A 23,557-nucleotide genomic window follows, 5' to 3' on the forward strand; every position below is an offset into this window, starting at 1 on the left:
GGAAGATTTTCTAGTAAAATTAGAGGAGATAAAAAATATCACTGATTTTATTGAAAATAGAGCTCCAATTACTCTTAAAGAAAATGAAGAGAGACTTAGAGAAAGAGTTAGTGAATACTTGGACTCTAGTGAGATAGATGAAGATAGAATTTTAACTGAAATTGCAATTATGATAGACAAGCTTTCCATTGACGAAGAAATTACTAGATTGAAAATACATATAGATAATTTTAATGATATAATAAAGTCAGAGGGAGCCATAGGCAGAAAGTTAGATTTTCTCATCCAAGAGATGAATAGGGAATCCAATACAATTGGTTCTAAATCAAATGATATTGAAATTACAAGCAAGGTTGTACTCCTTAAATCTGAAATTGAAAAGTTGCGTGAGCAAGCGCAAAATGTTGAATAATAAATAGGATGGTGATAATTTGGACGGCGGATTTTTATTAGTTTTATCAGGTCCTTCAGGTTCTGGAAAGGGAACTGTCAGTGAGGCTCTCATGAAAAACAACGACGATATAATTTTTTCTACTTCCGTAACTACAAGAACACCTAGACCAGGTGAAGTTAATGGTGAGAATTACTTTTTTGCCACAAGAGAAGAATTCGAAAAAATGGTAGAAAATGATGAGCTTTTGGAACATGCCTTTGTTCACACAAATTATTATGGAACACCAAAACAATTTGTCTTTGATGAAATTGAAAAAGGGGAAATTGTACTTCTTGAAATTGATGTGCAAGGAGCTTTACAAGTAAAAAAGAAATACAAAGAAGCAGTCTTCATATTTTTAATTCCTCCAACTATGGATGAACTTAAATCTCGTCTTGTTAAGAGGGATACAGAAACTGAAGATGAAATAGAAACAAGGTATAGAAATGCCTTTAGGGAACTTGACTTTGTTGGTGAATATGACTACTTTGTTATAAATGATGTAATAGATAATGCCGTTAAGGACATAGAAACTATTATAGCAGCAGAAAAATTAAGAGTTAAAAGACATAAAAACATCAAAAAGGAAGTTCAAGCAGAAGAGGAGAGAAATAAATGATTATACCATCTTTTAAAGATTTAAGTGAAGTTGCAAATTCTAGATATGAACTTGCAATTCTAGTTTCCAAGAGAGCAAGAAAATTAATTGACGGGAATCCAAAACTTATTGATACAGATAGTGAAAAGCCAGTTACAGTTGCCCTAGAAGAAATAATGGCTGGAAAGATTAAATTTGGCGAAAAGTTATCTGATTCTCAATATGAAAAGAAAATTGCAGCAGAAAAAGAAGAATTAATTGCTAAAATTAAGCAAGAAAAAATAGAAGAATTAAACACAGAGGACCTAGAAGAGGAATAAAATGTTAAAGGGTAAAAAAATTCTTCTTGGAGTTACAGGTGGAATTGCAGCCTATAAATCTCCAGGGATTTGCAGTTTGCTAAGAAAATTAGGAGCAGAAGTTAAGGTTGTAATGACAAAAAATGCGACAGAATTTGTCACACCTCTAACTTTTCAGACTATGTCAAATAACATAGTCCACGTAGAAATGTTCAATCAATTATTTAACATGGATGTGGAACATATTTCTCTTGCCAAGTGGGCTGATATAATAGTAATTGCACCAGCAAGCGCAAATTTAATTGGCAAGTTTGCAAATGGTATTGCTGACGATATGTTAACAACAGTTTTAATGGCATCTCGTTCAAAGGTAATGCTTGCGCCTGGCATGAATACTGTCATGCTAAATTCTGAAGCCAATCAAAAAAATATGCAGACTCTAAGAGATAGGGGAGTTATTATTTTAGATACCAAAGAAGATCTTTTGGCTTGCAATGACTATGGCAGTGGAAAAATGCTTGAGCCAGGTGAAATTGTTGACGAAATAGATAGGGCGCTAATGGAAAAGGACTTGGAGGGCAAGCATGTGGTTATAACGGCAGGTCCAACTGTGGAACCCCTTGATCCAGTTAGATTTATTTCAAACTATTCATCAGGTAAAATGGGCTATGCCTTGGCAGATAATGCAAAGAAGAGAGGAGCCAAGGTCACTCTTATTTCTGGCCCAACAAAAATTGACATTCCAAAGGTTGATAACTTTGTTAGAGTTAAAACTACAAGAGACATGTTTGAAGCTGTTGGAAAGTATTTTGATGACTGCCATGTGCTAATTAAAGCTGCGGCACCAAGTGACTATAGACCTAAATCTTACAGCGAAGAAAAGATTAAAAAGGGCAATGACAGTCAAATGAATTTAATCGAAATGGAAAAGAATCCAGACATTGCCGCTCACTATGGAAGCATGAAGAAAAATCAAATTATAGTGGGATTTGCAGCTGAGTCCACAAATATTTACGAGTACGCCAAAGAAAAACTTGTAAAAAAGAATTTTGACATGATTGTTGTTAATAATATTAAGAAAAAGGGTGCAGGTTTTGGGGCTGACACAAATATAGTTTCCATTATCAGCAAAAACAACACTGATGATTTAGAGATTATGAGTAAACAAGAACTTGCCAAGGAAATTTTAGATAGGGTAAAAAAACTTATGAGCTAGAGAAATCTAGCTCTTTTGTAGGTGAAGAATGTTTGCAGATATTTTTATAGAAAATAATTTTCAAAAAATCGATAAACTCTATACATACATAGTAAAAGATGATGTTAAACCAGGTATGCGTGTTCTTGTGAATTTTGGCAAGTCTTACCGAGTTGGTATCGTCCTTTTTTTGCATGCAAATTATTCTGGTGAACATTTAGACAAGCTAAAGGAAATTCATTCAGTACTTGATGATGAGCCAATTATTTCAGAGGACTTAATTGAACTTGGTCTTTGGATGAAAGATAGATATTTAATTGGTTACTCAAGGGCCTTTGCGCCAATTTTGCCGCCAGGAAATTTGCAAAAAATTAAAAAGAAAATTATTGTTGAAAAATATCCTCAGGGAAAAGAGCTTGAAGAATTAAATTCCATTGACTTAAATAAGTATTTTGAAGACTTAAATGAAGATGAAAAGAAAATAATAAAAAAATTAAGGGCAAAGGGCTTTGTAAAATATAAGTATGATTCACTTGTTCTTCTTAAACCAAAGCTTGTAAATTATCTTAAGCTTTCAGAAAAATTTGATCCAAAAAATTTGGAGAATTTAAGCGAGAAGCAAGCCCAGCTTTTTAATTTTATCAAAGAGAAAAAAGATGTCTCTCGTGTTGAAACCATGTCTCTTCTTGGAATTTCCTATTCGCCAATAAAAACTCTAATAAAAAAAGATTTAATTTGTGAATACAAAAAAGAAGTTAAAAGAGAACCAGTGGAAAAGAATTTTGCAAGAGAGAAATTAGCTTTAAATGAGGAACAACAAAGGGCTCTTGCTAGCATTTTAAAGACAGATAAAGTTGTTTCTCTTCTTCATGGGCTTACTGGTAGCGGCAAGACTGAGGTTTATCTAAATCTTGCATCAAAGGTCATAGAAGAGGGCGGAGAGGTTATTGTCCTTGTGCCAGAAATTGGTCTCACTCCACAAATGATTGAGAGGTTTAAGGGTAAGTTTGGCGACAGGGTTGCAATAATTCACTCAAAACTTTCTTCGGGAGAGAGATATGACGAGTACAGAAAAGTTTTAAATGGCGAAGTAAAAATTGTGGTAGGCGTAAGAAGTGCAGTTTTTGTTCCCTTTAAAAATTTAAAAATGATTATAGTAGACGAATCTCACGACTCATCCTATGAATTTCACGACAACTTAAAGTACGACACTATTGAAGTTGCCATAAATAGAATGAAAAAGAGAGGCAAAGTTGTCCTTGGTTCTGCAACTCCTTCCATTGAATCCTATTTTTATGCCAAGAAAGAATTTTATAATCTATGTGAGTTGAAAAATAGGGCAAAAAAGGGAGCTTTTCTTCCAGATACAAAAATTATTGACATGAGAGACGAGCTAATAAGGGGAAATATTTCTATTTTTAGCAGAGACTTGAAAAATGCAATGGAAGAAAAGCTAAAAAAGAAGGAACAGATAATTTTATTTTTAAATCGTCGCGGTTTTTCAAATTTTATCTCCTGCAGGTCTTGTGGGGAAGTCATTAAGTGCCATGAATGTGACATATCAATGACTTACCACAAAGCAAAGAATAGGCTCATCTGTCACTACTGCGGAAGTACAAAGCCACTTCCAAAAACTTGCCCAAGTTGCGGCTCAAAATTTATCAAGCAATTTGGAGTTGGCACGCAAAAGGTTGAAGAGGAAGTAAAAAAATTATTTCCAGAGGCGAGAGTTCTTCGCATGGATAGGGATACAACGACAAAGAAGGATTCCTATGATAAATTTTACGAAATTGTAAAAAATAGGGAAGCTGATGTAATTATTGGAACGCAAATGGTCTCCAAGGGCTTTGACTTTGAAAATGTAACTCTAGTTGGCATTGTGGCAGCAGATATGTCCCTATATATTTCTGACTACAAGGCCAAGGAAAGGACCTTCCAACTTATAACCCAAGTCTCTGGTAGAGCCGGTAGGGCATCAAAAAAGGGCGAGGTTATTATTCAAACCTATAGTCCTGACTCTGAAATTATAAAATATTCTGCCAGCGGAGATTATGAAGATTTTTATAATTATGAAATTGAAGAGAGAAAATTATTTTTATACCCACCCTACACAAAGTTAATTGAGCTTGAATTTTCTTCCTATGATGAAAGTTTGACTGAAGCCTGGGCAGGAAAAATTTTAAGGCAAATGTCCATGGACATAAAAAATTTAGATTTAATGGTGACAAAATTTATTAAGTTGCCAAAGATAAAAAATGTAAATAGGACCAAATTTTCAGTAAAAGTGAAGCCAAAAGATTTAGCTTTGTTAATATATGGTCTTAAAAGGGTAATTATTAATAGCAAGATAGAAGAAGATAATAAAGTATTTTTAAATATAGATTTTAGGTGATTAAATGGCAACAAGAAAAATTAGAGAGGATGGAGATCCAATACTCAGAAAACAATCAAAGCAGGTAACAAATTTCAACGATAGATTAAAACTTTTAATTGACGACATGTTTGAAACTATGGATGTGGCTTATGGCGTTGGTCTTGCTGCACCTCAAGTTGGAATTTTGAAGAGGCTTATTGTAGTAGATAATAGAGAGGGAGAAAAGGGCAAGAGGTTTTACATGATTAACCCCGAAATTTTTGAAAAAGAAGGGGAAGAAGTGTCTATGGAAGGCTGCCTATCTGTTCCTGGGAAACAGGGAACTGTTAAGAGAGCCAAAGATATAAAAGTTAGATACAATGACTTAGCTGGCGAAGAAAAAATCATGGAAGCTGAAGACTTTTTGGCGAGAATTATTCAACACGAAGTTGATCACTTAGATGGAATTTTATACACAGACAAGGCAATTGAAATGTATGAAGCGGAGAGTGAATAGTGATGAAATTTATCTTTATGGGGACTCCAGAATTTTCCGTTCCTATTTTAGAAAGGCTCCATAAATTAGGTCAAGTTGCCCTTGTAGTTTCTCAAGAAGATAAGAGAAAGGGAAGGGGCAAAAAATTCACAAAGACTCCAGTAAAAGTTAAGGCTGAAGAACTTGGTCTTGAAGTTTATCAGCCTCATGATGTAAATTCTGAGGAGTCCATAGAAAGACTTAGAGAAGTCCAGGCAGACATAATTGTTGTCGTTGCCTATGGACAAATTTTAAAGAGGGAAATTCTTGACCTTCCAAAAAAATATATTGTTAATGTTCACGCATCACTACTTCCAGAATTAAGAGGAGCTGCCCCAATTAATAGGGCAATAATGGAAGGCAAAGAAAAAACTGGCGTGAGCCTCATGAGAGTGGAAGAAGGACTTGATTCTGGTGCAGTTTCTGCTGTAAAGGAAATTGACATAAAAGACATGAATGCCGGAGAGCTTGAAGATAAACTTTCTCTTATGGGGGCTGATCTCTTAGAAGAATTTATAAGAGAAGTGGAAGAAGATAGAGTAAATTTTACTCCCCAAGATGAAGGCAAAAAAACTTATGCAGATAAAATTTTAAAGGATGACTTGCTCTTAAATTTCAATGACAAGTCAAAAAACCTTGTAAATAAAATTAGGGGACTTAGCCCACATTACGGGGCAAAATTTTCCTATGAGGACAAGCTTTATAAAATTTTTGTTGCAGAAGCCCTTGAAAATTCATCAGATAAAAAAGTTGGAACAATTATAAAATCTGATAAGGAACTTATTATTAAAACATTAGATGGCGCCATTTCTGTAAAAGAAATTCAAGCACCAGGTAAGCGCGCCATGGGAATTGATGATTTTCTTCGTGGAAATAAATTTGAAGAAAATTATGTCATAGGAGGGAAATAATGTATCCATATTATTACGGTTTTGATTACACTTATTTTATTTATATACTTCCAGGTCTAATTCTCGCATTTTATGCACAGGCAAAGATAAGTTCAGCCTACGAAAAATACAAGAAAATAGGCTCTTCCACTAATTTAAGTGGGGCAGAAGTTGCAAGAGAAATTTTAGATAGAAATGGATTAAATTATGTAAAAATAAATTTAGTTGATGGAAATCTTTCAGATCACTATGACCCAAGAGATAAAACTTTAAATTTATCTCGCGATGTCTATTACAAAAATTCCATTGCATCAGTTTCTATTGCTGCTCATGAAGTTGGTCATGCAATTCAAGATTCAGTGGAATACGTGCCACTAAAAGTTAGGGCTGCCCTAGTTCCCCTTGCAAATTTAGGAACTCAACTTTCCTTCTTTTTAATAATACTTGGATTTTTCTTCTCAGTATTTTTTACAAAACTTGGCATTGCACTATTTTTCTTTGCAGTTTTATTTCAAATTGTTACCCTCCCAGTTGAGTTTAATGCCTCAAATAGAGCAAAAATAGAACTTGCCAATGGAATTATTAGTGATGAAGACTTAACAGGCACCAAAGAAGTTTTAAACGCAGCAGCACTTACTTATGTGGCATCAACAATAGTTGCAATTGGACAATTTTTGAGATTACTTAGCATTTTTGGAAGAAGAGATTAATGAAAAACCCAAGAGAAAAAGCACTACAGATTATTAACGATGTCCTCTACAAGGGGGCATTTTTAGAAGAAAGTCTTGAAATTTTAAAAAAATCTAATATTGATGAGAGAGATTACAATTTTATAAAAGAAATCACTACAGGCGTAATTCGCAATAGGACTTACCTGGATTATGTAATAAAAATAAATTCAAGAGTTAAAATAAAAAGAATTCACAAAATTATTCTAAGTATTTTAGAGATGGCAATTTACCAAATGTATTTTTTGGACAAGGTGCCAGATTATTCAATTGTAGATGAATCAGTTAATCTTGCAAAAATTTACGGCAACAGAGGATCAATTTCCTTTACCAATGGAATTCTTAGAAGCATTTCCAAAAAGGATGCTCCACAAGTAAAGATTGAGGACAGTATTGACAATCTCTCAACTTTTTATTCTCATCCAAAATTTTATACAGAGTATTTTTATAATAATTACGGTGAAGAATTTACAAAAAAACTTTTAAAGGCTAATAACGAAATGCCACCCTTTACCATTAGGGTGAATACTTTAAAGACAAGTAAAAGCGACTTGATGAGTAATCTAAAAGAACTGGGTTTTGAAATAGAGGAGACAGTTTATGACAATGCCCTAAATATTTTAAATCCCAAGGGAGTAATTGACACAAAATATTTTGATGAGGGACATTTTTATGTGCAAGACCTGGGCTCAATTTTAGTGGCAAGCTTTTTAAATCCAAGGGAAAATAGCAGCCTATTAGATTTATGCGCAGCACCAGGCGGAAAGACCACTCATCTAGCAGAACTTATGAATAACACTGGTGAAATTATTGCTTGCGACAAATCTCAGGGCAAGATAAAGCTAATCCAAGAAAATGCAAAGAGACTTGGTGTAAAAAATATTGAGACAAGGGTAAATGATGCAAGAGTTTTAAATAAAGACTTTATAGATAAGTTTGACTATGTCTTAGTTGACGCTCCTTGTTCAGGAACTGGACTTTACAGAAAAAAACCTGACATAAAATGGAATAAGGACCTAGAAGATATAAAGTCACTTGCTGAAATTCAACTTGAAATATTAGATAAGGCAAAGGATTATGTAAAAGATGGGGGAGAACTTTTATATTCAACTTGCTCTCTTTCAAAAATTGAAAACGAAGATGTAGTAAATAAATTTTTAGAAAATAATAAAAATTTCAAAATAAAGAAATTAAGAAATAGAGAAGTATTAAAATTATTCCCATCAACAGATGGAAGTGATGGATTTTCTATTACTCTTATGGAAAAAAATTGACTGTGAGCTTTCGCAGTCTTTTTATTTGATTAAATTTTGAATTCTATTTCTATTTGCCCATATCTAATGGTATAATGTTTAGATGAATAGGTGGTTTAATGGAATTAAATTCTATGTATGAAGATGAGCTGCGTGATTTTTTTGTAAATAAGGGTGAGAAAGCTTTTAGAGGCTCTCAACTTTTTACATTTTTTCACGACAAGAAGAGATATGATATTGAAAATTCAAATCTTTCAGATAAAGCAATCTCCATAATTAAAGATGAGGAAATAAATAAGGTAGAAATTTTTAAGACTTTTGATTCAAAATTAGATGAGACAAAAAAATTTCTATTTAAGTTAAAGGACGAAAATTTAATAGAGGGCGTCCTCATGGACTACAAGCATGGCTATTCTCAGTGCATCTCAACACAAGTTGGATGTCGAATGGGCTGTGATTTTTGTGCGTCAACAAAGTCTGGTCTCTTGAGAAACTTAAGTGCAGCAGAAATGTTGGGTCAGGTCTATGAAATAGAGAAGGCTTTAAATATTAAGGTTTCAAATTTTATTTTAATGGGAAGTGGCGAGCCCCTAGATAATTTTTCTGAGGTTATTAGATTTATAAAGTTACTCCATGATGAAAAGGGACACAATACAAGTTATAGGAATATTACAATTTCCACTTGCGGCGTGGCAGATAAGATTTATGAACTTGCAGATATAGACATTCCCATAAATCTGGCTGTAAGTTTACACCAAACTAATGACAATGATAGGTCGGCACTTATGCCAATTAACAGAAGATTTAATTTAGCTGACTTAAAGAGAGCCCTAGAATATTATGGTGACAAGACAAATAATAGAATTACCTTTGAATACACTTTAATTAAAAATCAAAATGATGGCAAAAAAAATATTGAAGAGCTTTATAATTTCGCAAAAAATATGAAATGCCATATTAATTTAATACCCTTAAATCCAATTGATGAATTTGATGAAAAAAGACCTTCCAAGTCTGAAATCATTGAATTTAAAGATAAACTTGAGAAAAAAGGATTTAATGTAACTATAAGAAGAGAACTTGGAAGGGACATCAGCGCCTCATGTGGACAACTAAGGCGCAAAGTTGAGGTGAAATAAATGAAAGTAGTATCAGCAACAAATGTAGGCAACTACAGAAAAAATAACGAAGATTGTTATTTTGTAAATGAATCAAAAAACTTATATATATTAGCTGATGGCATGGGTGGACATCTTGCCGGCGAAAGGGCATCAAAGATGGCAACAGAAATTATTGCGTCGGATTTTGAAAAGGCAAAGGAAGTTAAGACTATTGAAGATGCAATTGAAATCTTGTCTTCTTCTATTAGAGATGCCAACCGCGAAATCTTCAAAAGCTCTGAAGAAAACGAAGATTATAGGGGCATGGGCACCACAGTTTCTGCTGGTATAATTTTAGGAAGTGTTTTAATTTATTCCAATGTAGGCGATTCAAGAATTTACAGGATAAATAAAGAGATGGAGCAAATCACAAGAGATGATTCCTTTGTAAATTACTTGATGGAGATTGGCGAAATTACTGAAGAAGAGGCAAAGGTTCATCCAAAGAAAAATGTGCTGACAAAAGCCATGGGAACCACAGCTGACTTAGATGTCTCAGTAAACACTTTAAAGATTGAAGATAACGACATATTTTTATTTTGTTCAGACGGACTTACTAATATGATTCCTGATGAAGAAATTTTCAAAATTATAAAAGAAAATACTCCTGAAGTTGCCAAAGACAAACTTTTGGATCTCGCCCTTAAAAATGGCGGCATGGATAATATTACATTTATTTTAGTATTTAATGAGTAGGTGGGCAATGATAAATAAAATTTTAGCAAATAGATATGAAATATTAGAAAAAATTGGCACAGGCGGCATGGGCAATGTTTTTAAGGCTCATGATAGGAAGCTTGATAGAATTGTTGCCATTAAGGTTTTAAAATTAGAATACAACGAAGACAATAATTTTATTAGAAAATTTAAGAGAGAGTCCCTTGCAGCTGCAAGCATTTCTCATCCAAACATTGTAAGTATTTATGATGTTGGAACAGAAAAAGTGGAAGACAAAGAAGTCCACTACATTGTAATGGAATACATTGATGGGAAAACTCTTAAAGATTTAATAAATGATGAGGGCAGACTTTCTGAAAAGAGGGCACTAAACTACTGCATTCAAATTGCAGAGGCTTTAAAGGTTGCTCACTCAAAGCATATTGTTCACAGAGACATTAAATCTCAAAATATAATGGTTACTCGTGACGACAGAATTAAGGTTACAGATTTTGGAATTGCAAGAGTTGCTGACAATACAACTGTCACTGCAACTAATGCTGTCATGGGTTCAGTACACTATTTTTCACCAGAGCAAGCTAGAGGTGCCAAGGTAGACAATAGGTCTGACATTTATTCTCTAGGTATCGTGCTTTTTGAAATGCTAACTGGCAGACTTCCTTTTGATGCAGACAATCCTGTTTCTGTTGCCCTTATGCAAGTTCAGTCACAAATGCCAAAGCCATCTGATTTTATCAAGAGCATAGATCCTTCAGTTGACGCCTTGGTTTTAAAGATGACTGAAAAGGATCCAGATGACAGATATAGAGATGTATTTGATTTAATCAAGGATATAAAGGACTACACAATTGGAGCAAAAACTTTTTCTGTTAAAAGAGATTATGAAGAAGACGACAGAACTGTCGTAACTCCAAATATCAATAGAAGACCTAATAGAAATCATTCCAACAACATGGATATGGACACGAGAAAACCTAAGAAGGTTGTAAAGAAGAAAAAATCTGCAGCTCCTGCCATACTTGGAATCTTTTCTGCCATAGTTATAATTGCCCTACTTATTTATGTAGTGCCAAAAGCTATTAAGGGAATGAAAAATGGCGATGTAGTAGAAAAAATTGCCGTTGAAAATTATATAGGCAAGACTAGAGAGGAAGCAAAAGAATTAATAGAAGCCCAAGGGCTAGTCCTCGATGTAAATACAGTGGAAAATGAAGATGAACCTGACGGTCTTGTACTTGGTCAAAAGCCTGAAGAAGGCACTTCAGTAGACAAGGGTTCGACTATTACTCTTGAGATAAATGAGCTTCCTGATTCTGTTCCAGTTCCACCATTAAAGGGACTAACTACAGAGGAAGCACAAAAAACTCTTGAAGATAATTCTCTAAAACTTGGAACTGTGGAAGAAGAGTTTAACGAAGATGTTGAAGAAGGAAAAGTAATTTATTCAAATCCTGATGGCGGCTATTCTGTTAAGAGAGGTACAGCTGTTAAGGTTATAGTATCTAAGGGCGTTGACAAAACTCCAGTTGTTTTAAGCGACTACAAGGGCATGGATCAGGATATAGTTGTAAATCAATTAAAGAGCCTTGGCTTTACAGTTGTAATTGAAAATGGATTTAGCAACAAAGTTGGCGAAGGTCAAGTTTATGACATGGATCCAAAGCCAAATCAAAGCGTAGATAAGGGTTCAACTGTAACTCTATTTATTTCAAAAGGAGCAAAAATTAACGAAGAGGAAGAAACCGAAGACAATGAAGAAAATCAAAATGAAGATAATTACAATAAAGTAAATCATGTCAAGGTTAAGGTTCCTGATGATGGCACTACTCACAATGTTTCTGCTGAAAGAGTAAGAGACGGAAACGGAAATAAAATTAGTGCAACTTCAGTTTGGAATTACAATATAGAAGGCGGAGAAGTCAGCAATGTCGAATTAATTGGTCCTGGCGAATACAATATTTATGTTGATGGCAATCTTGTAAAGACTGAGAAGATAAAATAATGATAGGAAAAATTATTAAACTGACAGGTGGCTTTTACTATATAAAGTCTGGAGACGAAGTTTTTGAAACAAGAGCTAGAGGAAACTTTAGACACAGCAAAGTTGAGCCTATTGTTGGTGATGATGTAGAATTTAAATACGAAGAAAAAACTCTGGGATATATTGAAAAAGTATATCCCAGAAAAAATATGCTCACAAGACCAAGGGTGAGCAATGTTGACTTAGCTCTCATTGTTATACCGGTTTTGAATCCCAAATATAATCTTGTCATTATAGATAAGACAATTATTCAGGCTGAGCATGAGGGCATTGACCTTGCCATAGTCATAAACAAGTCAGACCTTGACGAAGAAAGTGCAGAAGAGCTTGCAAGGATTTATAAAAATTCTGGCTTTGAAACCTTTGTGATTTCAGACAAGGATGACAATATAGAGTCTCTCAGAGCTTATCTTCATGGAAAGACTGTTGCCCTTTGCGGCGTATCTGGGGCAGGAAAATCTACTATCACATCGAGAATTTTAAATAAAGAAGTGGAAGTGGGCAAGGTTTCTGAAAAGACTAAGCGCGGTAAACACACCACTAGACACACAGAAATACTCTATAATGAGGATATTTATATTTTTGATACTCCAGGCTTCTCTTCACTTACTTTAAAGATAGAGGAAGAAGATTTAAAAAATTATTTCCGAGAATTTAAAAATTTTAATAATTGCAAATTTAACAATTGCAATCACATAAAGGAGCCCAAGTGCGCTGTAAAGGATGCAGTGGATAGGGGCCAAATAGAAAAGTCAAGATATGAAAATTATTTGTACATTTTCAATGAATTAAAAGAAAAAGGAGAATACTAATGATTTCACCTTCATTACTTTCAGCAGATTTCACAAATTTAGAAAAAGAATTTAAAATTATGAATGAAGAAAAAGTGGACTTTATTCACTTGGACATTATGGATGGAAATTATGTGCCAAATATTTCCTATGGTCCAGGAGTGGTAAAAAGGCTTAGACCTCTTACTGAGATTCCCTTTGACACTCACCTCATGATTGAAAGACCAGAAAATTTTATTGAAGAATTTGTAAAGGCTGGCTCAGATATAATTACAATTCATCCAAGTACAACAAAGCATCTTGATAGAACTCTTTCTCTTATTAAATCTTATGGCAAAAAGGCAGGCCTTGCCCTAAACCCTGGAGATGGTCTTGACCTTCTTGACTACAATATAGAAAATATTGACTTAGTTTTAATTATGAGCGTCAATCCTGGCTTTGGAGGACAAAAATTTATTCCATCTGCACTTAGAAAAATTAGAGAGGTAAAAAAATTAATTAAAGATAGAAATTTGAATACACTAATAGAAGTTGACGGTGGCGTAAAGCTTGACAATGCAAGAGAAGTCCTTGAAGCTGGTGCAGATATTTTAGTTGCAGGTTCAGCAATATTTGAAAAAGATAAGACGAGAGAAAATATTAAAGCCTTTAAGGAATTATTATGAAAAAAGCACTTTTAATTTCTGGCGGGAGACAAGTTTCCAAGGAATTATTAGAAAAATATGGAGACAGATTTATCTTAGTAGCCGATGGAGGCGCAAGGCTTTTAAAAAAGTATGACCTTGTGGCAGATCTTCTTCTTGGAGACTTAGATTCCATTGGTAATGAAACTCTTTCCTATGTAAAGGACAAGGACATTAAAATAAAAAAATTTCCTGCAAAAAAAGATTTAACTGACACTGCCCTTTGCATTGACTATCTCTTAGAAGAGGGCTACAAGGACCTTGTAATACTTGGAGCCTTGGGCACAAGACTTGACCACGAGCTTGCCAATCTTTACAATCTAAAAATGCTTTACAAGTTGGGAGTTAAGGCAAAAATCGTTGACGAATACAATGAAGTAATTTATGTAGAAGAGGGCGAATATGAATTTGAAAGGTCTGACAAAAAATATTTTTCCCTAATAAATGCAGGCGATAAAATGAGCTTCACAACTGAGGGACTTTACTATGAAGTGAAAGACCTTGAAATAAATGCTATGAATCCAAGTAGGGCTGTGAGTAATGTTATGCTTGGCGACAAGGCGAAAGTAATTATAAATTACGGTTCAGCCTTTATAATTCAGTCGAGAGATTGATTACAATTTAAGATTAAATAGCAAAAACCAGTTCTGTGAAAACTGGTTTTTTTAATGCTCCTATATTTTATTTTTCTAATTTATAGTACATCTTGTAGTGTTTTATTGAGCCATACTTTCTCTTTAGATAAGTTATTTTTCGACTAATGCTAAAGTCCTTCTTGTTGTTAATTGTAAATTCGTAGCCATTTCTAAGAAGCTCATCAATGGTCTTGTGGTACTTTTCATTTGTGTACTCTTTTAAAAGTTTTGGATGGGCATTCATCCAAATTTTTGATGTTTCTTTATGGTAGTAGACTTCTTCTTCAAAACCTAAATCTAAAAGGTCTCTTATATAAAAGTCTAATACATTAACGCCACCAGCAGCCATGAAGTAATGACTTTGTGGAAGTCTCAAGTTCATTTCAAAGGCCTTGTAAGCCTTATCTCTTGCGTCATATTTTAAATCTATATTTGAGTAACCAGTGTAGCCAATGGATTCAAGTTTTTCTTTGTAAAATTTAAAAAGTTCTGGCATGTACTTCGTATAAATTGCATCGTTATTTCCAATTCTAAGTGGAAGTGGGTCGGCAAGAAGAATTTGTCCGTAAACCATCATTCGCACCTTGCCAGTCTTGTCGCAGTAAACATTAAAGGAAGCTTGGTTTGATGCAGGGCCAGGAATGTATTCTTGCACAAGCATTGTGCCCTCGTAGTGATTGTCGTCGTAAATAGTTTTTACAACGGATTCTAGCTCTTCGTAGCTGTAAATTGTGTAGACCTTGTACTTATTTGGGAAGGACAATTTTACATAAGAGATGGAGTCGTTAGGTTTAAGTATAAGTGGAAACTGTAAATCAAGTCCTTCAATTTCCTTTGAAGAATTTATAATGGCAAATTTTGGATAGGGTATGCCCAGCTCTTGGCAAGATTTATAAAAGTCAATTTTATTTTCAAGTCTTGCGTTTAAATCACTGGAAGGCGTGTTGAACTTGTAATATTTTTTTATTTTTTCCTTGTTGTTGGAAAGAAGTTTTGAATATTCGTCGCCACAAGGAATTGTTATTAAAGTTGCATCCTTATTTTCTTCAGCAAATTTTACCATTTCAGATACAAAAACTTTGTCATCAGAAAAATTTTCGATTATTCTTCTATCTAAAATGCGAGACTTGTCTGTGGCAGGAAGGGCCTTTTGACAAAAAACTGTGGAAATCAAGTCGTAATTGTCATTTAAGATGCGGGCAATTCCATAGGCATTTTCGTCAGAGCCGAGAATTACAAATTTTACATTTAATTTTTTTATTATATCTTTAGAAATATTTTTCATGTTTCTCCTTTATAATCTATTTTTCGCATTACATAACATTATACACTAGAGATAAGTATTTTTTAAGCCTTCTGAGAAAAAGCCATATCTTTACTTTTCCAATAGTCTGCAATTTCTTTTATTTTTTCTTCAGTGACAATATCTTTATCATTTTCCTTTAATTTTTTATCAATTTCAGAAATAACAGAAAGTTTGTCGGCACACCAAAGAGGCTCAAAAAGTTTTTTCTTTGGTGGATCGCCAGTTATTCTGTGGACTACAGTTTTCTCGTCAATATTTTTAAGGGTATAAAGGATTGTGTCAATATATTCTTCTCTTGATAAAATTTTAAATTTTTTATTATTGTAGAGTTCATGTATTGGAGAGTCCTTTAAAATATATAAGTTGTGAAATTTTATTCCAAAGGGTGCAACTTCTTTTATGTATTTAATTGTATTTTTAAAGTCCTCTTGGTCTTCAAAGGGAAGTCCAAAAATTGCGTGAATTAAAAATAGTAAGTTTTCTTCATTTAATTTATTTACAGTTTCATCAAAAACTTGGTGAGAGTAACCGCGATTTATAAGTTTTATTGTATCTTCCTTTACACTTTGCATGCCTAGTTCAAGCCAAAGTGTCTTCTTGTGGGAAAGGTCCTTTAAATATTTTATTTTTTCATCATCTAAGCAGTCGCAGCGAGTTGCAATTGAAATTCCAACTATGTCATCTCTATCTACGACTTCATCGTAAATATTTTTTAAAGACTGGAGAGAGCCGTAGGTGTTGGTAAAATTTTGAAAGTAGGCAATATAATTTTTTGCCTTCCATTTTTTCTCAAGAAATATTTTTTGAGAATTAATTTGCTTAGCTATGGAAAAATTTTTTGAGCCGGCAAATTCTCCGCTGCCCTCATCAGAGCAAAAGATGCAGCCAATATTTGAAAGTGTGCCATCTCTATTGGGGCAGGAAAAGCCGCCGTCCAGAGAAAGTTTTACGCTTTTGCCAGAAAAATATTCACGAAAAAAATCATTAAAGGATAAAAATCGTCTCATTACAATAAATCACCCAATACATTATATATTTTTTTAAAAATTATTTCCATGACTTTGAAATTATAAAAAATACTATATAATATAATAAGAATTGAGGTTTTTATGGACTTAAAATTTAAAAATTATTTAATTTTAGCAGAAGAGTTTTTGTTAGAAGAAGACTGGGACAAGGCAGAGGATTTGTTACTTAAATCTTTGAAGTTTACAAGAGAAGAAGATCTTGATGAAAAAATCTCTGTCTATTTTGAGTTATCTGACATATATCTTAAAAAAGAAAATTACAATGAGGCAAAAATTTATTTTGAAAAAATTTTGAGCCTAAGAAAAATGGCTGGGGCCTACTATGGTCTTGCCATCACCAATGATTTTTCCAAGGGAGATATATCTTATTCAATAAAAAATTATAAAAGGGCAATTGAACTTGATGAAGATTATGACAGAGCTCATTATTATCTGGCTCATGCCTATGACAAGATTGGTGATACGGACCTTGCCATAGAAGAATTTAAAAAGGTTCTTGCCATAGACCAGTATGACTTTGTAACTTATAATGATTTAGGCTCAATTTATGAAATAGAAAATAAAAATGCTTTGGCAGAAAAATTTGTAAAAAAATCTCTTGAGATAAAGCCAGATTATGGCAGAGCCCTATACAATATGGGCGTCCTTTCAAAAAAGAAGGGTGACAATTCCTTGGCACTAGATTATTATTATGAGGCAATTGGAAATTTTGAAGATCCTTTTTTATTTTTAAATATGTCAGCAGTATATATTGAAGAAAAAGATTATAAATCTGCTATAAATATTTTAGATAGAGGACTTTTGGATTTTCCAAATTCTGTAAATCTACATTATAATAAGGCTTGCTCCTTTTCTCTTTTAGGAGAGGATAATAGAGCCATGGAAGAATTAAAATTAGCTATAGAAATAAATAAGGATGCCTATGAATGGGCAAAGACTGATGATGATTTGTGTCATCTTGTAAAGGAGTTAAAATGATTATTATTAAGACAGAAGACGAAATAAAAAAGATGCAAGTTGCAGGAAAAGTTTTATCTGATGTGCATCACAAGCTTAGAGATTTTATTAAACCTGGTGTAAAAACTATTGAAATTGATAGATTTGTGGAAAATTATTTAAAGGAAAGAGGGGCTTATCCTGAGCAAAAGGGATATGAGGGATATCCTTATTCAATTTGTGCATCAGTAAATGATGAAATTTGTCACGGTTTTCCATCAGAATATGTCCTTAAAGATGGAGACATAATTACTGTTGATATGGTTGTAAATGTTGATGGCTGGCTAGCTGACTCTGCCTGGTCCTATGAAGTGGGCGAAGTTTCTGAGGAAGCAAAAAAACTTTTGCGTGTGACTCGTGAATGTATGTACAAGGGAATTGAAAAGGCAGTAATAGGCAATAGACTTGGAGACATTGGAGCTGCAGTTCAAAAACACGCAGAAGAAAATGGTTATTCTGTTGTAAGAGAATTTGTAGGTCATGGAATTGGTCAAGAGATGCATGAAGATCCACAAGTCCTTCACTATGGAAAGGCTGGTCGCGGACTAAGACTTCAAGAGGGCATGGTATTTACTATTGAGCCAATGATTAACATGGGAAAGAAGGAGCTTACAATTGACGATAATGGTTGGACAGCAAGAACGGCTGACGGTTCACTTTCTGCCCAATATGAACACCAACTTGCCATAACAAAGGACGGACCAATAATAATTACTGATCAAGGCGACTGTTGATAAGTGAGGGAAGTCAATTTATTAAAGGGAGATATTTTTTCTGCACTCTTAAAGATGGCTCTTCCCCTAATGGGCACTGCCTTTGTGCAAATGGCATACTCCTTAATTGATTTAATGTGGCTTGGGAGACTTTCCACAGGAGCTGTTGCTGCTGTGGGGACTTGTTCCTTTCTAGTTTGGATTGCCCAGTCTATTACTCTTATTGCAAAAACTGGAATTTCTGTTGGACTTTCGCAATCATATGGAAGAGGAGATAGGGACAGTGCAAAGGAAGTTTGGGTCTCTGGATTTATTTTAAATTTAATTTTTTGCCTAACTTTAACTATTTTATATATTTCCATGAGAAATAAAATAATTGGAATTTATAATCTTGATAGTGATGTCCACAAAATGGCAGCCGACTATCTTTTAATTGTAAGTGCAGGCCTAATCTTTACTTTTTTAAATCCAGTTCTCTCTGCTGCATTTTTCGCCAAGGGAAACTCCATAACACCCTTTAAAATATCAATAATTTCACTTCTTATAAATTTAATATTGGACCCCTTTTTGATTTTTGGTCTTTCTTTTTTTCCAAAACTTGGCATAAGGGGAGCTGCTCTTGCAACTGTATTTGCACAAATGGTTTCAACACTTCTCTACATCTATGTGGGCTATAAGGAAAGAGAAATTTTTGTGAGAACAAATTATTTTGAAATTCCTCACAGGGAGTATTTTAAATCAATTTTAGACTTGGGATTTCCTGCCTCACTGCAATCTTTGATTCATGCCATGGTGGGCATGGTTTTAAACAAGTATATTGCAAGCTTTGGAGCTCTTTATATTGCAGTCTACTCCATTGGTTCACAAATCGAGTCCATATCTTGGATGACTGCTGACGGATTTTCTGTGGCCTTTTCTGCCTTCTTTGGTCAAAATTTTGGAGCAAAAAAATATGAGAGACTCCACCATGGCAGAAGAGAGGCAATGAAAATAATTAATATTATTGGAATTTCAACTTCACTTTTATTATTTTTCTTTGCCGAAAATTTATTTACACTTTTTATACCAAGAGATCCAGAGGCAATAATAAAAGGAATTAATTATCTAAAAATCGTTTCAATTTCCCAGTACTTTATGGCACTTGAAATTGGCACAACTGGCATGTTAAATGGTCTTGGACTCACAAAATATCCTGCCATAAACGCCATGATATTAAACATATCTAGGATACCTCTTGCCCTGATTTTAATGCCAATTTTTGCAGCTAATGGCATTTGGATTGCCATGAGTTTGTCCTCAGTCCTAAAGGGAATATTTTTAACTTTAATATATTATTATTTGCGTAATAAGACAGATGGCTTTAAAATAAATATGAAGACCTATGTTTGAAAGGAGAAAGAATGTTAAAACAATTTGAAAAACCTGCAGTAGGAGAAAAAATTGCAGTATTAAAAACTAATAAAGGCGATATAAAAATTAGATTATTTGAAGAAGTAGCACCTCTTGCTGTTGAAAATTTCATTTCACTAATTGAAGATAAATATTATGACGGAATAATTTTCCACAGAGTCATTGAAAACTTCATGATTCAAGGCGGAGACCCATCTGGAACTGGTCGCGGCGGCGAAAGTAAGTGGAAGAAACCCTTTAAAGACGAATTTAATTTAAATTTCAGAAACTTTAGGGGAGCACTTTCCATGGCAAATGCCGGACCAAATACTAATGGCTCACAATTTTTCATTGTGCAAGGAGATAAACTAAGTGAGGACATTTTATCTCAAATGAGAGATGCAGGCGAAGATAGAGGCTATCCAGATGAAATTGTTGATGCCTACGAAAAAGTTGGTGGTGCTTTTTGGCTAGATGGTAAGCACACTGTTTTCGGGCAAGTTTTTGAAGGAATGGATGTAGTGGATGACATTGCTAAGTCCAAGGTTGGCTTTATGGATAAACCTGTCTTTGACATTGTAATTGAAGAAGCTCTTATAACTGATTATCAAGGATAAAATTATGCATCAATATAAAGGAAGAATGATTTTACACACTGGGTCCATGTTTTCTGGAAAGACTAGCTCTCTTGAAAAGGACCTAAAGAGATTTTCCATTGCAAATTACAAGACAGTTGCCTTTAAGCCAAGGATTGACAAGAGATATTCCAGAGAAGAAATTGTAACTCACGATAAAATTTCTTTTAAGGCAGTTGAAGTTGAATCTGTAGAAGAAATTTTAGATTTCGTAGAGAAAAATTCTCCAGAAGTTATTGGCATAGACGAAGTGCAATTTTTAAAGGACGAGCCTGCCCTTGTTCTTGAAGATTTGGAAAAAATTCTTGAGATGGGAATTACCATTGTCATGGCAGGTCTCGACATGGACTACATGGCAGAGCCTTTTGAAATAGTAAAAGAAATAATGCCAAAGGTGGACTATCTAAACAAGCATCACGCCGTTTGCAAGAGATGTGGCACTGATGCCTGGGTGTCTCACAGAAAAATCAAGAGCGACAAGAGAGTTGAGCTGGGAGCAGTGGAAGAGTACGAACCGCTTTGCAGGTCCTGCTATAGAGTTGCTAGAGCAGAAGATAAGTTAAAAGAAAACCAAGAAAAATTTTTATAAAGTCTTGACAGCCTCTAATCATTTGATTAAAATGTAATTAAATGATTAGAGGTGATTTTTTTGACTCCAAGAGAAAAAGAAATTATAAATCTTTTGAAGAAAAATCCTGGAATCTCGCAACAAGAAATTGCTGATGAATTAAAGATAACAAGGTCTGGTGTCTCCACCCACATCAACAACTTGATGACATCTGGATATATTTTAGGTAGGGGATATATACTTAGGGAAGACTCCTATGTGGCAGTCCTTGGTGGCTGCAACATGGACATCACTGGTTACTCCTTTGACAATTTAAGGGGCAGAGATTCAAATCCAGGGAAAATTGAATATTCTAGCGGCGGCGTTGGAAGAAATATTTGCGAAAATTTGGCAAGGCTTGATGTCAACACAACTTTTCTATCCGTTTTGGGTAAGGATGATGCTGGCAAAAATATTTTAGCCGAGCTAAATAGGATTAATGTAGACACTTCCAAAATTTTATTTGCTGAGGGAATAACTCCTCACTATCTTGCAATTTTAGATGAGGACAAGGATATGTTTGTAGCAATTTCCGACATGGATCTCCTAAAAAATATTGATGAGGACTATGTTGACAGGAACAAAAAAATTATTGAAAATGCAGAATTTACAATAATGGATACAAATCTTGAAGAAAAAACTTTGGACTATGTCCAAAAAAATTTAAAGGGCAAGTTTTTAATTGACGGAGTTTCCACAAAAAAGGTAATGAAAATAAGAAATTTATTGGATAAAATTTATTTCCTAAAGGTAAATATTTATGAAGCCATGGCTCTAAGTGGTCTTGAAACAGAAAACATTGATAGACTTGGAGAAGACTTAATAGCAAAGGGCCTAGAAAGTCTTGTCATAACTGCTGGAGGCAAGGGGGCCTTTTATTTTGAAAAAGATTTTAAGATGATGAGAAAGCCTGAGCCCGTTGATGTTGTAAATGCCAGTGGAGCAGGAGATGCCTTTATGGCTGGCTATGCCTATGGTCTTTATAACGATTTTGATATAGATAAGAGAATGAAGGCGGCTGAAGCTGCTGCAAGGATTGCACTAAAAAGTGCTGACTCATGTTCCAAGGACATGAATGAAAATAATTTAAAGGGAGAGATTTTATGATTAGTAATGAAATGTTAAAAAAATATGTTGAGTATAGCGACGAAGTTAAAAAAGCAATGGAAGAGGGAAAACCAGTAGTTGCCCTTGAATCTACAATTATTTCTCATGGCATGCCTTATCCACAAAATATTGAAACAGCTAAGGCTTGCGAAGAAATTATTAGAGAAAATGGAGCTGTTCCTGCGACAACTGCAATTATTGGCGGAAAAATTAAAATTGGTCTTTCCGATGAAGAGTTAGAATTTATGGCGACATCAAAGGACATCATCAAGGCATCAAGAAGAGACTTTGCCTATATAGTTTCTCAAGGTCTAAATGGAGCTACAACAGTTGCATCAACAATTATTGCATCAAGACTTGCTGGAATTAAAATCTTCGTAACTGGAGGACTTGGTGGCGTTCACAGACATGCTGAAGTAACTTTTGACATATCAAGAGACCTTGAAGAATTAGCAGCAAATGACATTATGATTGTTTGTGCAGGTTGCAAGTCAATTCTTGACATTGGACTTACTCTTGAATACCTTGAGACTAAGGGCGTGCCAGTATTTGGCTATCAAACAGATTATATGCCAGCCTTCTTTACTAGAAAGAGCGAATTTAAGGTTGACTACAATATTAAAAATCCAAAAGAAGCAGCAGAAGCAGCTAAGGCTCAATGGGAATTAGGACTTCAAGGTGGAATCCTTCTTACAAATCCAATTCCTGAAAGTGATTCAATGGATGAAGAAAAAATTAATACTGCAATAGAAAAAGCTTTAGTTGAAGCAGAAGAAAAGGGAATTCACGGCAAAGAAACAACTCCTTTCTTGCTTTCAAAAGTTCTTGAAGTAACTGAAGGCAAGTCTCTTGAAGCAAATATTGCCCTTGTAAAAAATAATGCGAGATTAGGTGCTGAAGTTGCAAAATACCTATACTAAGACAAAAAAGGTTTCTGAGTCCAAGGTCATCTTCACCTATGGAGTAATGCCAACAGACTTAAACACTGGCGGCACCATGTATGGACCAAGGCTCTTTGAGATTGCTGACCACAACTCTGGAACTTGCGCCATAAGACACACTAGGGGAAGGGTTGCAACAATTTCTTGCGACAATTTGACTTTCTTAAAGCCAATTAATCAAGGAGACTTTTTAACTGCAAGCACATTTATTTCTGGAGTGGGAAATTCTTCTGTGGAAGTTTTTACCAAGTTTACCAAGGAAGCGCCAATGACAGGTGAAACAGAAGTAGCAGCCTTTTGCTTTTTGACTTTTAAGTGCAAGGGGACTGAGCCAGGAAAAATCCCAGGAATTATTGGAGATACCCTTGAAGAGAAAAAAATAATTGAAGGCTACGAAGCTAGAAGAGAAATAAATAAAATAAGACAAAAAAATAATAAAGAATTAAGAGAAATTTTAAAATAAAAGAAAATTTAAACTTTAAAAAATTTATTTAAGAGGTGCACCCATTGAGGTGCATTTTTTGTGTTTTACATAGATTTTTATAAAATATTTGAACTTTAAT

At 34.2% G+C, this 23,557-nt stretch carries 25 protein-coding genes; 23 read left to right on the forward strand and 2 right to left on the reverse strand.

What is annotated here, in order from left to right:
* The 15 genes from HGPG_RS01640 to HGPG_RS01710 form a co-directional block, all read left to right on the forward strand.
* Window positions 1-412 (forward strand): endoribonuclease YicC domain-containing protein (locus HGPG_RS01640; RefSeq protein WP_019124310.1); only part of this gene is annotated, 412 nt, incomplete at its 5' end.
* A 19-nt stretch (window positions 413-431) separates the two neighbouring features.
* A complete protein-coding gene (gene gmk / locus HGPG_RS01645; RefSeq protein WP_019124311.1) occupies window positions 432-1,052 on the forward strand; it encodes a guanylate kinase in 621 nt (206 codons plus the stop codon).
* A complete protein-coding gene (rpoZ, locus tag HGPG_RS01650; protein ID WP_019124312.1) occupies window positions 1,049-1,351 on the forward strand; it encodes a DNA-directed RNA polymerase subunit omega in 303 nt (100 codons plus the stop codon). Before gmk ends, rpoZ begins: the two co-directional genes overlap by 4 nt.
* A 1-nt stretch (window position 1,352) precedes the next feature.
* Window positions 1,353-2,546, forward strand: coding sequence for a bifunctional phosphopantothenoylcysteine decarboxylase/phosphopantothenate--cysteine ligase CoaBC (coaBC, locus tag HGPG_RS01655; protein ID WP_019124313.1), 1,194 nt, complete (start codon window positions 1,353-1,355; stop codon window positions 2,544-2,546).
* 28 nt (window positions 2,547-2,574) lie between these two features.
* Complete coding sequence (gene priA / locus HGPG_RS01660; RefSeq protein WP_019124314.1) at window positions 2,575-4,917, forward strand: primosomal protein N'; 2,343 nt, start codon at window positions 2,575-2,577, stop codon at window positions 4,915-4,917.
* Between the two features lie 4 nt (window positions 4,918-4,921).
* The gene (gene def, locus HGPG_RS01665; RefSeq protein WP_019124315.1) at window positions 4,922-5,395 is read left to right on the forward strand and encodes a peptide deformylase; all 474 of its coding nucleotides are present in this window, start codon (window positions 4,922-4,924) and stop codon (window positions 5,393-5,395) included.
* Between the two features lie 2 nt (window positions 5,396-5,397).
* Entirely contained in the window at window positions 5,398-6,324 is a 927-nt protein-coding gene (gene fmt, locus HGPG_RS01670) for a methionyl-tRNA formyltransferase (protein ID WP_036731192.1), read from the forward strand.
* Entirely contained in the window at window positions 6,321-7,013 is a 693-nt protein-coding gene (locus HGPG_RS01675; RefSeq protein WP_147629747.1) for a zinc metallopeptidase, read from the forward strand. Before fmt ends, HGPG_RS01675 begins: the two co-directional genes overlap by 4 nt.
* Window positions 7,013-8,305 carry a 16S rRNA (cytosine(967)-C(5))-methyltransferase RsmB gene (gene rsmB / locus HGPG_RS01680; protein WP_019124318.1) on the forward strand — a complete coding sequence of 431 codons (1,293 nt, stop codon included), beginning with the start codon at window positions 7,013-7,015 and terminating at the stop codon, window positions 8,303-8,305. The genes HGPG_RS01675 and rsmB overlap by 1 nt, the downstream gene beginning before the upstream one ends.
* Before the next feature lie 98 nt (window positions 8,306-8,403).
* Window positions 8,404-9,423, forward strand: a complete 1,020-nt coding sequence (gene rlmN / locus HGPG_RS01685; protein WP_019124319.1) for a dual-specificity RNA methyltransferase RlmN — start codon at window positions 8,404-8,406, stop codon at window positions 9,421-9,423.
* Window positions 9,424-10,140 carry a Stp1/IreP family PP2C-type Ser/Thr phosphatase gene (locus HGPG_RS01690; protein ID WP_019124320.1) on the forward strand — a complete coding sequence of 239 codons (717 nt, stop codon included), beginning with the start codon at window positions 9,424-9,426 and terminating at the stop codon, window positions 10,138-10,140. It abuts the gene before it with no gap.
* Between the two features lie 7 nt (window positions 10,141-10,147).
* The gene (gene pknB / locus HGPG_RS01695) at window positions 10,148-12,124 is read left to right on the forward strand and encodes a Stk1 family PASTA domain-containing Ser/Thr kinase (protein ID WP_019124321.1); all 1,977 of its coding nucleotides are present in this window, start codon (window positions 10,148-10,150) and stop codon (window positions 12,122-12,124) included.
* Window positions 12,124-12,975, forward strand: a complete 852-nt coding sequence (rsgA, locus tag HGPG_RS01700) for a ribosome small subunit-dependent GTPase A (protein WP_019124322.1) — start codon at window positions 12,124-12,126, stop codon at window positions 12,973-12,975. The genes pknB and rsgA overlap by 1 nt, the downstream gene beginning before the upstream one ends.
* Entirely contained in the window at window positions 12,975-13,619 is a 645-nt protein-coding gene (gene rpe, locus HGPG_RS01705) for a ribulose-phosphate 3-epimerase (protein ID WP_019124323.1), read from the forward strand. Before rsgA ends, rpe begins: the two co-directional genes overlap by 1 nt.
* Window positions 13,616-14,251: a thiamine diphosphokinase gene (locus HGPG_RS01710; RefSeq protein WP_019124324.1), complete on the forward strand. Its 636-nt coding sequence runs from the start codon at window positions 13,616-13,618 to the stop codon at window positions 14,249-14,251. The genes rpe and HGPG_RS01710 overlap by 4 nt, the downstream gene beginning before the upstream one ends.
* Before the next feature lie 67 nt (window positions 14,252-14,318).
* Here HGPG_RS01710 and HGPG_RS01715 read toward each other — a convergent pair whose 3' ends face one another.
* Window positions 14,319-15,557 (reverse strand): carboxylate--amine ligase, encoded by a 1,239-nt coding sequence (locus tag HGPG_RS01715; protein ID WP_019124325.1) that lies wholly within the window; start codon window positions 15,555-15,557, stop codon window positions 14,319-14,321.
* Between the two features lie 62 nt (window positions 15,558-15,619).
* Window positions 15,620-16,585, reverse strand: coding sequence for a tRNA modification radical SAM protein MnmL/YtqA (gene mnmL, locus HGPG_RS01720; protein WP_019124326.1), 966 nt, complete (start codon window positions 16,583-16,585; stop codon window positions 15,620-15,622).
* Window positions 16,586-16,687: 102 nt separating this feature from the next.
* Here mnmL and HGPG_RS01725 point away from each other — a divergent pair, with 102 nt between their 5' ends.
* The 8 genes from HGPG_RS01725 to HGPG_RS01760 are packed head-to-tail and all read left to right on the forward strand — an operon-like array spanning window position 16,688 to window position 23,457.
* Window positions 16,688-17,584, forward strand: coding sequence for a tetratricopeptide repeat protein (locus tag HGPG_RS01725; protein ID WP_019124327.1), 897 nt, complete (start codon window positions 16,688-16,690; stop codon window positions 17,582-17,584).
* Complete coding sequence (map, locus tag HGPG_RS01730) at window positions 17,581-18,336, forward strand: type I methionyl aminopeptidase (protein WP_019124328.1); 756 nt, start codon at window positions 17,581-17,583, stop codon at window positions 18,334-18,336. The genes HGPG_RS01725 and map overlap by 4 nt, the downstream gene beginning before the upstream one ends.
* A gap of 3 nt (window positions 18,337-18,339) precedes the next feature.
* The gene (locus HGPG_RS01735) at window positions 18,340-19,704 is read left to right on the forward strand and encodes an MATE family efflux transporter (protein ID WP_019124329.1); all 1,365 of its coding nucleotides are present in this window, start codon (window positions 18,340-18,342) and stop codon (window positions 19,702-19,704) included.
* An 11-nt stretch (window positions 19,705-19,715) separates the two neighbouring features.
* Window positions 19,716-20,321, forward strand: a complete 606-nt coding sequence (locus tag HGPG_RS01740) for a peptidylprolyl isomerase (protein WP_019124330.1) — start codon at window positions 19,716-19,718, stop codon at window positions 20,319-20,321.
* A 4-nt stretch (window positions 20,322-20,325) separates the two neighbouring features.
* On the forward strand, window positions 20,326-20,928 hold the full coding sequence (locus HGPG_RS01745) for a thymidine kinase (RefSeq protein ID WP_019124331.1): 603 nt from the start codon (window positions 20,326-20,328) through the stop codon (window positions 20,926-20,928).
* Window positions 20,929-20,979: 51 nt separating this feature from the next.
* A complete protein-coding gene (locus HGPG_RS01750) occupies window positions 20,980-22,053 on the forward strand; it encodes a carbohydrate kinase (protein WP_245543873.1) in 1,074 nt (357 codons plus the stop codon).
* A complete protein-coding gene (locus HGPG_RS01755; RefSeq protein ID WP_019124333.1) occupies window positions 22,050-22,973 on the forward strand; it encodes a pseudouridine-5'-phosphate glycosidase in 924 nt (307 codons plus the stop codon). Before HGPG_RS01750 ends, HGPG_RS01755 begins: the two co-directional genes overlap by 4 nt.
* Window positions 22,945-23,457 (forward strand): acyl-CoA thioesterase, encoded by a 513-nt coding sequence (locus tag HGPG_RS01760; RefSeq protein WP_245543874.1) that lies wholly within the window; start codon window positions 22,945-22,947, stop codon window positions 23,455-23,457. The genes HGPG_RS01755 and HGPG_RS01760 overlap by 29 nt, the downstream gene beginning before the upstream one ends.
* The last annotated feature ends 100 nt before the right edge of the window (window positions 23,458-23,557 follow it).

It is taken from the genome of Peptoniphilus grossensis ph5, from assembly GCF_000311825.1.
Lineage (GTDB): Bacteria > Bacillota > Clostridia > Tissierellales > Peptoniphilaceae > Peptoniphilus_A > Peptoniphilus_A hominis.